The organism is Arthrobacter sp. MYb23 (genome assembly GCF_002979775.1).
GTDB lineage: Bacteria > Actinomycetota > Actinomycetes > Actinomycetales > Micrococcaceae > Arthrobacter.
Genome location: NZ_PCPR01000002.1, coordinates 491,694 through 503,468 on the forward strand (window position 1 = coordinate 491,694; position 11,775 = coordinate 503,468).

Consider the following 11,775-nt stretch of genomic DNA (forward strand, 5'->3'; position numbering starts at 1 on the left):
GCGGCTTTCAGCCCCGCAAGGACTTCCGAAGAGACACTGCCGCGAGCATCAGGGCTGCCATGCCGCACAAAGCGGTGAAAACCACGACGGCGGTCTGCAGGCCGAGTGCCGTGACAGCCAGTCCCAGCCCAATCACCGGAACAGCGCTGCCCAAGTAGGTGATGACGTAGACGGTGCTGATGACTTGGGCGTGTCGTGCCGCTTCCACCTTGCCGGCAACCTCGTTGAAGACCTGCCGGAAGGCAATGCCTTGACCTGCCCCGGCCGTGATGCAGGCAGTCACCAACAGCCACGGGCTGGACCACGCTGCCGCGGCCCCCAGCAGAACCACGGAGACACCCAGCACGCCAAGGGAAACAGGAACAACGAAGCGTCCGCGGGCACCCAGTAGCTGGCTCAAGGCTGAGGCCCCCAGAGTGAGGCCGGCAAGGACGCCGATCAGGGGCCTGGAATCTGCGTGGACCACGCCGGCGAAATAGCCCGGCGCCAAGGACAGGCAGAAGCCGAACACCGAGAAGCTGAGGAACCCGGTGGTGGCAGCCATCCAGAATGCTCCGCGGGCATCCCGTGAGATGGATGGCCTCCTGGGGGCAAGGACCTTGAGGGGTTTCGGGCCTTCCGCCGGAGCGATGGCAGGCCTGGCCTTGAGGAGCCACAGGGGAATAAGGGCCGCTATCAAGACTGCCGAATGGACGTAGTACGGAGTACGCGTGGGGTCCGGCAAAAGCGACAGGACGCCACCGATTGCCGGACCGGCCGCTACACCTCCGGCTGAGGAAAGCAGCGTAAAACGGGAGGCCCAGTCGGGCCGTTGGGGAAGCAGTTCGCGCAGCGCGGCGGAGCTGGCTCCCGTGGCGAGTCCAACGGCCACGCCCTGCAGTGCCCGGCCCAGGGACAACGACACCAGCGAATCCGCGTTCGCGAAGATCACCCCGCCTACCAAGCCGACCAGCACAGCAAGGACCAGTGCTGCCCTCCGCCCGATGTGGTCCGACCAATGACCTGCCACCATGAGAACCACTATCAAAGCAAGGACGTAGCTCGAAAAGCCAACAGTGACGCCCAGCGAGGACATGCCCAGCCGGGATTGGAGCAAGGGATACAGCGGTGTGGCGAGATTGGCGCCGACCAGCAGCGTAAAGATCACAACCCCGGCCAGGACCAGCCTGGCGGTGGTGGAGGCGTCCCATCCCCAGCGATCGGCGGTAGCCGGACGCATGCGGAGTTCGCTCAAGACAGTCATTTCATTGCCTTCGGGCTCGGTGGCCGGGCTGCAGGTTTCCTTGTGGGAAGCGCAGCCCCGCCTATTAGTGATGGCAACAGAATGCAATGGCGCTGATCTCAAAGAGCGATAAGGATGCAAGAATTGAGCAAAATACTCAAAGTAGTGAGAGCCAAGTGAGCTGGAGTGACCATTTGAACACCCTTGACCCCATGGACCTGAAGATCCTTTTGGAACTCATCAAAGATCCCCGGATCCAGATCGCCGAGTTGAGCGACGAACTGGGCATAGCGCGCAACACGGCTCAAAGCAGGGTCAAACGCCTTCTCCGGTCCGGGGTGCTTCATGCAGCCGGACGGGAAGTGGACCTCGAGAAGGTGGGCTACGACGTCGTCGCCTTCGTCACGATTGAAGTCACCCACCGCGAACTCGACGGCGTTATTGGCGCCTTGCGCCTGATCCCCCAGGTGTTGGAAGTCCACGAGATTTCCGGTCGCGGTGACCTGTGGTGCCGGGTAGTAGCAACGGATACCCACAACCTGCAGTCAGCCTTGCGCTCGGTGCTCCGCACCAAGGGAGTCATCCGGACCGAAACCGTGCTGGCCCTGCACACCCATATCCCCTACCGCACCGAGCCGCTTATCGGCAGGATGGCGGCAACTCCAACACGGACCAGGCAGGAAGGCCGAAGCGGCGGACCGGAGGCCTGAACACACTAGGCTTTTAGGCATGGATTGGCTCTCACACATCTCCCAGATCAACTGGCTCGCCGTACTTCTGGCTTTCGTTTCATCCATGGTGATCGGCTTCGTCTGGTACATGCCGGCCGTGCTTGGCCGCAGATGGATGCAGGCAATCGGCAAAACCGAAGAAGACCTCAAGAACATCGAAGGCGGAGCAGGCATCTGGGTTCCCATGATGGTGGCAGCGGCCGCGACCAGCATCCTCCTAGCTGTCCTTATCAGCGCCCTGGAACTCAATACCCTTGTTGCCGGAGGACTCTTTGCCCTGATCCTTGCTCTCGTCTTCCGTGCCGGCGGCCATGTCATTCATAACGGCTTCGCCGGGCGGCCAACGGCAGTGACGCTCATCGACTCCGGCCACGATCTCCTGGCAATGACCATCGCGGGCGCCATCCTCGGAGCCATGCAGTAGCGTTCAACCAGTGACCATCATCGATAACGCCGTATATGTGGACGGCGTCCGCACTGCCACCCCTCAAAACCTCGAACAGACGTTTGAGACGCTATCGGAACACGGCGGCATGGCGTGGATCGGGCTGTATCGTCCCACCAGGGAAGAGATGGCCGCAGTTGCCCAGGAGTTCGGGCTTCACGAACTCGCCGTGGAGGACGCCGTTTCAGCGCACCAGCGGCCCAAGCTGGAGCGCTACGACCACAACCTCTTCACGGTCCTCCGGCCCGCCCGCTACCTCGACGAGACCGAAACGGTGGAGTTCGGCGAACTCCACGTCTTCACCGGACCAAACTTTGTGGTGACCATCCGGCATGCCGAAACAGGTGGCGTGGCCCGCGTCCGACACCGGCTGGAGACACGTCCCGACCTTCTCTGCCATGGGCCTGAAGCCGTGCTCTACGCTCTCCTGGACCAGGTGGTGGATGACTACGCCCCCGTAGTGGCAGGTCTTGAAAACGACATCGATGAGATCGAAGATCAGCTCTTCAGCGGCGACAGCACTGTGTCGCGTCGCATCTACGAGCTCTCCCGTGAAGTGATCCAGTTCCAGCGTGCCATCCAGCCCCTCCCGGACATGATGGCGCTTCTGGAGAAGGGGTTCGAAAAGTATGGCGTCGATATTGAATTGCAGCGTTCCCTCCGCGACGTGGAGGACCACGTGCAGCGCGTCATCTCCCGCGTGAATTCCTTTCGGGACCTGTTGCAGAACGCCCTCACCCTGGATGGCACACTGACCGCAAACCGCCAGAATGAGGCCAGTGCCGCCCAGAACGAGCAGGTCAAGAAGATCTCGTCATGGGCTGCCATTCTCTTCGCGCCGTCCTTCGTGGCCGGTGTCTATGGAATGAACTTCGACCATATGCCTGAGCTGCACTGGGACTTCGGTTATCCCCTCGCGGTGGGGCTGATGTTCGGGGCAGCGCTGCTGATGTACCTCATTTTCAAGCGCAAAGGCTGGCTGTGACGCCATCCTTGGGACGTCCCCGAGGTCAGCGGGACACCGTGAGGACTTTGCTTGAGGGCATGGCGCTCTACGCCAGCCGGTCAGGTTTTGAGCTTGAACCCAGTCAGCGGCTAGCAGCCGAGCGGTTGGCAACCTTTGGTGCCCAGCTGACCGGTCGCCGTCGGGCGCTACCCCGAAAGCTGCCACGAAGCCTCTATCTCCACGGACCCGTTGGCCGCGGAAAAACGTGGCTGATGGACAGCTTCTACGTGCGGCTGGAGGCACGGAAACGGCGTGTCCACTTCCACGATTTCTTTCGCAGGCTTCATGGCGGCACCCATGGGTTGGAGTCAGGCAACGGCACGGCGATCCAGCAGTCGGTGGACGCCGTGCTCAGCGATGTTGACGTGTTGTTCTTCGACGAGTTCCACGTCCACGACATCGGCGACGGCATGTTCATTTCCCACCTGCTCCGGACCGCCGCGCAGCGCCGGGTTTCCCTGGTGGTCACCTCCAATTACGCGCCGGATGACCTCCTGCCCAATCCCCTCTGGCATGAGCATTTCCTGCCCACCATCGAGGCCATCAAGGACATGATGGACGTGGTGGAAATCAGCGGTGGCTCGGATTTTCGCCGCTATCCGGCCGCTGGAACACACCCTTCCCCCGGCACCGGGGCGTTCCGATCAGGACGCATCATCTCCCCCGGCGCACCCGGACAGCTGGGGCGCCTCGGCCTGTTCCGGCCGACGTCGTCCCAAGGCCGCGTTGTGCAGCCCACAACCCAGCCGATCGTGGTCAAGAACTCGGACCCGGACCTTCTGTGGGTTGGATTTGATGAACTGTGTGGTGGGTTGACCTCGACGCCGGACTTTCTGGCCTTGGCCGAAATGTTCAGCACGTGGGTCATTGACGACGTTCCGTCGCCGGTAGACGGTGACGCAGCATCCGCGCCCGCTTGGCAGCGGTTCAGCAACGTGGTGGATGTGCTCTACGACCAGGACGTCACCTTGTTCCTGATCGGCTCCGGCCCCCTTGACTGGGACGTTGAGGGGAGCGGGAGCGTTCTGCCCGTGGATCTCGCGCGCATCGCCAGCCGCCTATCCCTGCTCAGCCGTTCTCATCCGGACGACGAACTGGAACGCGAAGAGGCCGCTGGAAGCTAAGCTTCCAACGGCCTCCTGAAACAGTTGCCCCAAGCGGGCTGTTAGATGACGCCGCCGGCGGCGGAGGGCGCACTGGCGTCGTTTCCGCCGTCGCCTACGGTTTCGCGGGCAACGTAGTTCTCGATGTCGAAGAGGTTCTCGGCACGTTCGGTGATGTTCAGCAGCGTGGTCATCGAGGCAACTTCCTCAACCTGCTCCTTCAGGAACCACAGCATGAACTGCTCACCCAGGGCGTCGCCCTCTGCACGGGCAACACGGAACATCTCCTCGATGTTGCGGGTGACTTCCTTCTCCTGCTCCAACGCGAGCGCGATGGGTTCCTTGGCGTTGGTGAAGTTATTGCGAACCGGTGCGATGCCTGGAATCTCCACGTGCACGTTACGGTCCAGCATGTACTGGACCATCATCATGGCGTGATTGCGCTCCTCGAGTGACTGGCGATAGAAGTGACGGGCCAGCTGCGGCAAGTCTTCGCCATCAAAGTACACAGCTACTGCGATGTACTGCTGGGAGGCCGCAAACTCATTGGCGACCTGGGCGGACAACAGCTCATTGAAAGTCTTCTTAGCCATGGCTCGATCCTACAGGCGGGGCAAGACACTTTTGTTGGTGAGATTGGCCACTCCTCAAGGCAGCAACAGGCTGATACCCACACCGGCCGCAGCGGAAATGACGCTCGCTGCCATGGAGCCCAATCCGTTGATGAGCGCCAGGCCCGTCTTTCCACTTTGGATCAGCCGGATGGTCTCCAGGCTCGCCGTACTGAAAGTGGTGTACCCGCCCAAAAAACCTGTCCCCAGGATCAGGAACAGTGACCCAGGCGCATGGCCCCGCATCACCAGTCCGGCAAGGAACCCGAGAGCAAATGAACCCGTGACGTTGATCAGCATGGTTCCCCAAGGGAAGGCAGTCTTGACGCGCTGCCGGATCAAACCGTCCACCATGAACCTGACCGCTGCGCCGACTCCTCCAGCAAGCGCAAGGAGAATCACCGTCACGGCAAACGCCTGGTCACGCGGCGGTGATGCCAAGCACCCAGCCAGATGCCTGCAGTAGTGGCCACGGCCCCGCCAAACAAACTCGCTGCGAGGTACCCTGCAGCTCCGGGCGCCGCCTCCGCCATGAACAGGTGGACTGCGTCCAAAGCCAAGGTGCTGTAGGTCGTATAGGCACCCAGGAACCCCGTCCCCAAAGCAAGCCGCAGAACCCGGCGGCTTCCGACGTCGGGCCCCCTTCGGGAGAGTCCTTCCAGCAGTGCCCCCAGCGCCAACGCGCCGGACAGGTTGATGACCAATGTAGGCAGCGGCCAGGCATCCGGGGCTGGGATCACCAGTCCAAGGCCGTACCGGGCGAGCGCACCGAACACGCCGCCGGCCGCCACGATGCCGATGAAACCCCAGTGAAGGTGAAGTGGCCTGTTCGCCTCAGTCGTCGTCATCGTCGTCCGGGACCCGGGGGTTCACCGGGACCACGAGGACCGGCACCTCTTGGCGATGGAAAAGGCGGCGGGCCACGGAGCCTGCCGTCAGCTCCTTGATCGCGGCCGTCAGTTTGTGCTCACGTGTGCCCACCACGATCATGGAGGCGCCGATGCTCGCGGCCTCGCGGGCCAAGGCGTGCGCCGGCTCCCCCGCAAGCGGCACGATGGACCATGCAACGTCCCAGCCAGCCAATTGTTCGGCGACGCTGGCCGTCAATGACTCCGGTATCCCTTGGGCTCCTTCAACACCATCCGGGTCGATGGGAGCGGCCGGCCCTCCGGTGGTTCCATCCACGGGATACACCGTGGCATCGGCGTACGCGCAAACAAGCCGAAGTCCCGCACCAGCGGCAACCTGCGCTGCCTGCTCGACGACGACCCGCTGCTGCCCGGGCATCACGCCTACCAGGATGGGTCCGGACATTTTGCCGGAGGCCTCGGGATGGGGTGCGGGGGTCTCAGTCACAGCGCAATTCTACGACGACGAAGTTGGCTCATAGATTGCCGCGGCCGGGCCATAGACCGTAGAGCAGCGGAACAGCCGACGCGATCATCATCATGGTGCCGAGCACAAGGTCCTCGGATCGAATCACCGAGCCAGCCACCAACAACGCTGCGAAGATCACCGCAGCTACTGCTCGCCGGGCCAAGACGATGAGCCTGCTCATTTGGCGTTCAAGCCGTCGGTTGGATACTTGGAGCGTTCCATCTTCGAATCTGGTGACCAGCCCATCAAGCCGTTTCGGTAAACGCAAGGCGACCGCGGCGGCGTCGAACGCCTGCCCCGCGACGTCAGTGACGAGGTTGCCGCGTTCATCCCGCAGCAGTTGTGCTGCGTACGGTTCCACCGAATCCCACAGGTTGAACCGGGCATCCAGCGAACTACATACACCCGACGTCAGTGACATGGCGCGGATGATGAGCAGGAAATTCTCCGGTAACTGAAACGGAAGCGATCTGATCACGTTGCCGAATTCCGCACCAAAGTCGCGGAACTCCCGCGGGTCCACGTCGCGAAGCTCGGCAAAGCCCATACCGCCAAAGCGTGCGAATAGCTGCGTCATGGCCCGCTCCAGCTCGGCCGTGTCAGCCGACGGCATGAGAACACCGACATCGCTGATAGCGGCCACCAGACCTTTTCCATCCCGCGAGGCGGCGGCAATCAGGAGCTTGCGCAATCCGCTTCTGGTTTTCGCCGGAACCTCGCCCATCATGCCGAAATCGATGAACGTCAGCTTCCATTGCCGTTCCGCCGAGCCGGAATCGGGGGTGACAAAGATATTGCCGGGGTGTGGATCGGCGTGGAAGAAGCCCTTGGTGAACAACTGGTCAAACATCACGGAAGCAAAAACGGGGGCAACCGATGCCGGGTCAATCCCAGCCATTCGAAGCGACTCGGCATCCGTGATCTTGATAGCGGTGACGTCTTCGAGCGTGAGCACCCGGCGCGTGGTCCGTTCCCAGACCACCCCCGGCACCGTCACCCGGTTGTCATCAACGAAGTCGGCTGCAAAGCGCTCTGAGTTTGCGGCCTCGTTCAGGTAGTCGATCTCTTCCAGGCTGGTCTGGGCAAACTCCTTGATCAGTGCCGGAACATCGGCTCGGTTTGAGACGATGCGGATACGGCTGAGCCAACCGCCCACCCGTCGCAGGGCGGCCAGATCGACGTCCACGATCGTGTCGATGCCCGGCCTCTGCACTTTGAAAACCACGCTGCTGAGGCCAGTATCCTCCGCGTTGCCCGCGAGAAGTTTCGCCCGGTGAGCTTGCCCGAGGGATGCCGCGGCTATGGGCACCTCCTCGATCGAAGCGAACACGGATTCCAAGGGCGCTCCCAGCTCCGCCTCGGCGAGGGTCCTGATGGCCGGGAACGGAACCGGCGGCACTTCGTCCTGGAGCCCCTCCAGTTCAGCCGTAATCTCAGGCGGGAGCACGTCCAGCCTGGAGGACATGAACTGGCCCACCTTGATCATCAAGCCACCGAGCTCCACAGCAAGGCTGTGGAACCGGCGGGCAAATCGCCGCATCCTCTGCGGGCGGTTGCGCTCTGTCAGTCTCCGGAGACCCACACGAGGCAGGAACAACTCGAACCACCAGGTCACCAGCAAGTGCCATGCGGCAAACCTGAGGATTCGACGATAGCGGGCACGGGTCTCCCCAGCCATGGGATCCATCTGGTCGCGTCGAGGCGACGTCACTCCCTTCAGTCCCGGGCGAGGATCGAATACAGCCGACGACGAGCTTCTTCCAACACCGTCACGGCCTCTTGCACCTGCTTTGGAGTTCCGGTCCGCCCCACTTGGGCCGCGGCTTGGGCAAGCTCCACCCCGGCCTTGGGCAGGGCAGCGAAACCTGAAGAGCTGCCGGCGGATTCCCACGGCGCTGCCGTTTCGGCGCTTGCAACGTCCTCGCGGCCCGCCTCGGTGAGGGAGTAAATTTTGCGGCCATTGGATTCCTCAGTACTGACAAAACCCTCATCTGCCAGCAGCTGAAGTGTTGGGTATACCGAGCCGGCGCTTGGCTTCCAGCTTCCACCGCTGCGCTCTTCGATTTCACGGATGATCTGATAGCCGTGCATGGGGCGCTCAGCCAGGAGAGCCAGAATAGCCGTCCTCAACTCCCCGCGGCCCGCCCGGGTGCCCGAGCGCTTTTCAAACCGGGATCGAAACTCCTCCACGGCCTGCCACATGCCGTCCAGGTTGTTTCCCATAAAACCGTTTGCAGGGAATGAATTATGCATCAAGCTCACCTCGGTATGTCGCGAACGATACTGAACGATAGTTAACGATATACACGCTTGGTCGCCGAGACAATGGCTCGCTTGCGCAGGGCCGGACAGCACTTCTGGGTGGTGCCGTCCGGCCCCTGCCGCGGATCCTGGGGCAGCTCCGGCCAACGAGGGGGGTCGACGGCCGGTGCGTGGATCCGCTGGGTTCAGTAAAGACGAGTCGGCAAACAGCCGCACGAGTAATCGGTACTCGTCTTTTGCTGCTCGCGAAGCGTGCACTACCTACCTGGCGAGGGGTGGACATCCGGTCGTTGCTTGCGAAGTACCACTATTAATGTTTCAGTAATACTATGTCCCGAATTCAGGCGCAGCAGGATGCACAGATGGTTCGCTCGGTCCTGCCATTACTAATACTCACCTTGATCGCGGAGGAGGAATCCTATGGGTACCAACTGGTTGAGCGGCTTGACGCCATGGGCCTTGAGGTCACAACCGGCCTGGTCTACCCCGTCCTCAGCAGACTTGAACGCGACGGTCTGGTCAGCACGCGGATGGTTTCATCACCCAACGGTCCTCCACGGAAATACTTCGCCCTGACAACGGCCGGAGAACAAGCAAAAGCAACTGCCATGGAACAGTGGCGACTCGTAGCCTCTGCCGTCCGGAACGCCACAGAAAAGGACTCCGCCAAGCCATGAACACCGTAGAACCGGCAGCATCGCCCCGCAGGTCACTTAGAGACCGGATACAGACCGACGCGTACCTCACCAGGCTCGACTGGCACCTTGAAGCCGTACTAACAGGCAAGGAACGTCGGGCAATTGTCAAGGAATTGCGGCAAGCACTAGCCAGCGACCCCCGGGATACAACATCGAGCCTTCGAGACCTCGGGTCGCCCAGGACGCTCGCCCGGCAGTACGGCGCCGACGGAGACCTCCGGCCACTATGGTCCATCGGCGTCATCACCGCAGGGCTGGCACTGCTCCTCTACTGGGCCCTCTTCCTGGCCTTTAGCTTCGGCATGGTTGCCGCCGTCGACTCAAACACCCCTATGGAGGCCCACGACACATTCCTGTTCGTCAACGTCACCGCATTCTCTTCGGCCGACTCCATAGGGTTGGGGTGGACAAGCAGCTGGGCTTGGCTCACAGTCCCTGCCGTCATCAGCGCCGTCGCGTTTCTCCTGGGTGCACGATCCTGGCGGATCATCAATTCCCGATGATCGCGAGGACGTCAAAGAGCCGCGTCCACTACCTGCTTGTTGAGGGGAGCGCGTTTAGTTGATGATCTCTCCGCGTTCGTCCGCAACGATTGCCGCCAATCGTGCCCGCCACTCCTGCAGCGCCTCGGGAGTTAGGCGAGTCCATTCGGTCACTTCACCGATGATCTTGAGCGGGGAGCTGCTGCGAAACGACCGGGTGGGATTGCCAGGAAACTTCTTGTCGGTCACGTTCGGGTCGTCCTCGAACGCGCCAGTGGGCTCAACGGCATAGACGCGCGGTTCGCCATCACCAGCGGCGAGCTCTGCCGCCAGCCCCGCACCGTCACGAAGTGCTGTGAAGTAGATGTGATTCATCACGACCTCAGGACGATAGTTCGACCTGAAGCCGGGGCTCAGGAGATCACCTTCCCGAAGATTGGCTTTTGTGCCGTGATAGAAGGGACCCTCGTCCAGCGCTTTATTCACGGCTAAAGCCTACTTCCAGCCACCAGGCAAGTGCGGGAGTCTTGAGGTTTTCCTGAGGAAGTGTTGCGGGTATGCAGGATTTGTTCTTGATCCGGGCCCGGCACAGTAGTTCTTGTCAGCCACACAGGCTGAAAGAGAACGGCCGGCCGGTCTCACGGTGGCCTCCCGAAAGGAAACTGATTCCCATGGCCATCAGCCTCAAAACCACCTCCGGCAAGATCCTCGCTTCCGTCGCACTGGTGGGCACCGCAGCCGCCGTCGCCGGCATGGGCACCTACGGCGCATTCACTTCCTCCACCTCGGCCTCACAGGCCGTCACCGCAGGCACCGTCACCATCGCCCTGGGCGCCCCCGGACCGGCCAACACCCTCAACGTCCCGGTCGCAGGCCTGCTGCCCGGGGACAAAGTCGAAAAGCTCGTCACCCTGGCCAACACCGGCAACTCCGACCTGAACAACGTCACCCTCACCACCTCCGCCGGCGCCACAGCCTCCCTGCTCACCACCGACGCCACCAACGGCCTGCAGCTGACCATCGAAAACTGCTCCGTGGCCTGGACCGGCGCCACCGCCCCCTACAACTGCGCGGGCACCAAAACCACTGTCCTGGCCTCCGGACCCGTGATCGCAGCGAACAAGGCCCTGAACAACCTCACCTCCCTGGCCTCGACCAAGACCGACAACCTCAAGGTCACCACCGCGTTGCCGGCCGCCGCGAATAACGACTTCCAGGGCGCGACGTCCACCGTTGCCTTCGCCTTCACCGGCACCCAGCGCACCGAAACCACCAAGTAAACAACACCCATCACCCCACGAAGGTGATCCGATAGGCCCCAGAGGCCGGCCTGTTTGCCCTTCAGGCCGGTCCCTGGTCCATTTCCTGAGCAAGTCTTGAGGCCAATCCGCACCAAGCCTTGAGCCGGGCCGGACACACTAAAACCACAACAAACACTTGAAAGGAACGCCAGGCATGAGCGCACTGAGCACCATCACCACCCCCGCCGTCCACGGCCGGCGTTCCGCCGCATCAAGGCCCGTCCAGGCCTCCCAGACCGCCGCTGTGAAGCAGCCCGCAGCGGCCACCACTGAACCGCGCGCCTTCCGCCGGGTTGCCGGCAAAGTTGTCAAGGGCATCGGTGTGGGCCTGCTGGTTCTGGGCGCGTTGGTGTTCCTGTTCCTCGCCATCGGACCCCGGGTCCTGGGCTACCAGACCTCCACCATGCTCACCGGCTCCATGGCGCCGCTGATCAACCCGGGCGACGTCGTCGTCACTATCCCCACCCCCATCACCGACGTCAAGGTAGGCGACATCATCACCTACCACATCCCCGTCGAAGACCAACGAGTGGAAAC

At 62.2% G+C, this 11,775-nt stretch carries 16 protein-coding genes; 8 read left to right on the forward strand and 8 right to left on the reverse strand.

Annotated elements, in window-relative coordinates; all coding sequences use genetic code 11:
- Nucleotides 1-7: 7 nt before the first annotated feature.
- On the reverse strand, nucleotides 8-1,243 hold the full coding sequence (locus CQ020_RS04700) for an MFS transporter (protein ID WP_105690757.1): 1,236 nt from the start codon (nucleotides 1,241-1,243) through the stop codon (nucleotides 8-10).
- Between the two features lie 173 nt (nucleotides 1,244-1,416).
- Between CQ020_RS04700 and CQ020_RS04705 the strand changes: the two genes are divergently transcribed.
- The 4 genes from CQ020_RS04705 to zapE are packed head-to-tail and all read left to right on the forward strand — an operon-like array spanning nucleotide 1,417 to nucleotide 4,528.
- Nucleotides 1,417-1,932, forward strand: coding sequence for an Lrp/AsnC family transcriptional regulator (locus CQ020_RS04705; protein ID WP_181151748.1), 516 nt, complete (start codon nucleotides 1,417-1,419; stop codon nucleotides 1,930-1,932).
- Nucleotides 1,933-1,951: 19 nt separating this feature from the next.
- A complete protein-coding gene (locus CQ020_RS04710; protein WP_105690758.1) occupies nucleotides 1,952-2,377 on the forward strand; it encodes a DUF1761 domain-containing protein in 426 nt (141 codons plus the stop codon).
- Between the two features lie 10 nt (nucleotides 2,378-2,387).
- On the forward strand, nucleotides 2,388-3,383 hold the full coding sequence (gene corA / locus CQ020_RS04715; RefSeq protein WP_105690759.1) for a magnesium/cobalt transporter CorA: 996 nt from the start codon (nucleotides 2,388-2,390) through the stop codon (nucleotides 3,381-3,383).
- Nucleotides 3,380-4,528 carry a cell division protein ZapE gene (gene zapE / locus CQ020_RS04720; RefSeq protein ID WP_258141708.1) on the forward strand — a complete coding sequence of 383 codons (1,149 nt, stop codon included), beginning with the start codon at nucleotides 3,380-3,382 and terminating at the stop codon, nucleotides 4,526-4,528. The genes corA and zapE overlap by 4 nt, the downstream gene beginning before the upstream one ends.
- Nucleotides 4,529-4,569: 41 nt before the next feature.
- Here the strand turns inward: zapE and CQ020_RS04725 are convergent, their stop codons facing one another.
- The 6 genes from CQ020_RS04725 to CQ020_RS04750 are packed head-to-tail and all read right to left on the reverse strand — an operon-like array spanning nucleotide 4,570 to nucleotide 8,748.
- Nucleotides 4,570-5,100, reverse strand: coding sequence for a ferritin (locus tag CQ020_RS04725; RefSeq protein ID WP_024817501.1), 531 nt, complete (start codon nucleotides 5,098-5,100; stop codon nucleotides 4,570-4,572).
- 54 nt (nucleotides 5,101-5,154) lie between these two features.
- Nucleotides 5,155-5,526, reverse strand: coding sequence for a fluoride efflux transporter CrcB (crcB, locus tag CQ020_RS04730; protein WP_105690761.1), 372 nt, complete (start codon nucleotides 5,524-5,526; stop codon nucleotides 5,155-5,157).
- Nucleotides 5,523-5,966, reverse strand: coding sequence for a CrcB family protein (locus tag CQ020_RS04735; RefSeq protein ID WP_105690762.1), 444 nt, complete (start codon nucleotides 5,964-5,966; stop codon nucleotides 5,523-5,525). The genes crcB and CQ020_RS04735 overlap by 4 nt, the downstream gene beginning before the upstream one ends.
- Complete coding sequence (locus tag CQ020_RS04740) at nucleotides 5,953-6,474, reverse strand: universal stress protein (protein ID WP_105690763.1); 522 nt, start codon at nucleotides 6,472-6,474, stop codon at nucleotides 5,953-5,955. Before CQ020_RS04740 ends, CQ020_RS04735 begins: the two co-directional genes overlap by 14 nt.
- Before the next feature lie 28 nt (nucleotides 6,475-6,502).
- Nucleotides 6,503-8,173 (reverse strand): AarF/ABC1/UbiB kinase family protein, encoded by a 1,671-nt coding sequence (locus CQ020_RS04745; RefSeq protein ID WP_258141709.1) that lies wholly within the window; start codon nucleotides 8,171-8,173, stop codon nucleotides 6,503-6,505.
- Nucleotides 8,174-8,211: 38 nt separating this feature from the next.
- Complete coding sequence (locus CQ020_RS04750; protein ID WP_105690765.1) at nucleotides 8,212-8,748, reverse strand: PadR family transcriptional regulator; 537 nt, start codon at nucleotides 8,746-8,748, stop codon at nucleotides 8,212-8,214.
- 338 nt (nucleotides 8,749-9,086) lie between these two features.
- Between CQ020_RS04750 and CQ020_RS04755 the strand changes: the two genes are divergently transcribed.
- A complete protein-coding gene (locus CQ020_RS04755; RefSeq protein ID WP_105690766.1) occupies nucleotides 9,087-9,434 on the forward strand; it encodes a PadR family transcriptional regulator in 348 nt (115 codons plus the stop codon).
- Nucleotides 9,431-9,958, forward strand: a complete 528-nt coding sequence (locus CQ020_RS04760; protein WP_105690767.1) for a hypothetical protein — start codon at nucleotides 9,431-9,433, stop codon at nucleotides 9,956-9,958. The genes CQ020_RS04755 and CQ020_RS04760 overlap by 4 nt, the downstream gene beginning before the upstream one ends.
- A gap of 54 nt (nucleotides 9,959-10,012) precedes the next feature.
- On the opposite strand, the gene arr is transcribed toward CQ020_RS04760, so the two are convergent.
- Nucleotides 10,013-10,423, reverse strand: coding sequence for an NAD(+)--rifampin ADP-ribosyltransferase (gene arr / locus CQ020_RS04765; protein ID WP_105690768.1), 411 nt, complete (start codon nucleotides 10,421-10,423; stop codon nucleotides 10,013-10,015).
- A gap of 185 nt (nucleotides 10,424-10,608) precedes the next feature.
- On the opposite strand from arr, the gene CQ020_RS04770 reads away from it, so the two are divergent.
- Nucleotides 10,609-11,217, forward strand: a complete 609-nt coding sequence (locus tag CQ020_RS04770) for a TasA family protein (RefSeq protein ID WP_105690769.1) — start codon at nucleotides 10,609-10,611, stop codon at nucleotides 11,215-11,217.
- 175 nt (nucleotides 11,218-11,392) lie between these two features.
- The coding region (locus CQ020_RS04775; protein ID WP_146116611.1) for a S26 family signal peptidase at nucleotides 11,393-11,775 on the forward strand (383 nt) is incomplete at its 3' end.

Excerpts from the sequence above, each read along its gene's own strand:
- CQ020_RS04710 (WP_105690758.1), top strand. The coding sequence starts at position 1,952 with ATGGATTGGCTCTCACACATCTCCCAGATCAACTGGCTCGCCGTACTT.
- CQ020_RS04725 (WP_024817501.1), bottom strand. The coding sequence starts at position 5,100 with ATGGCTAAGAAGACTTTCAATGAGCTGTTGTCCGCCCAGGTCGCCAAT.
- CQ020_RS04750 (WP_105690765.1), bottom strand. The coding sequence starts at position 8,748 with ATGCATAATTCATTCCCTGCAAACGGTTTTATGGGAAACAACCTGGAC.
- CQ020_RS04770 (WP_105690769.1), top strand. The coding sequence starts at position 10,609 with ATGGCCATCAGCCTCAAAACCACCTCCGGCAAGATCCTCGCTTCCGTC.
- CQ020_RS04745 (WP_258141709.1), bottom strand. The coding sequence starts at position 8,173 with ATGGCTGGGGAGACCCGTGCCCGCTATCGTCGAATCCTCAGGTTTGCC.
- CQ020_RS04700 (WP_105690757.1), bottom strand. The coding sequence starts at position 1,243 with ATGACTGTCTTGAGCGAACTCCGCATGCGTCCGGCTACCGCCGATCGC.
- CQ020_RS04760 (WP_105690767.1), top strand. The coding sequence starts at position 9,431 with ATGAACACCGTAGAACCGGCAGCATCGCCCCGCAGGTCACTTAGAGAC.
- CQ020_RS04755 (WP_105690766.1), top strand. The coding sequence starts at position 9,087 with ATGTCCCGAATTCAGGCGCAGCAGGATGCACAGATGGTTCGCTCGGTC.
- CQ020_RS04735 (WP_105690762.1), bottom strand. The coding sequence starts at position 5,966 with ATGACGACGACTGAGGCGAACAGGCCACTTCACCTTCACTGGGGTTTC.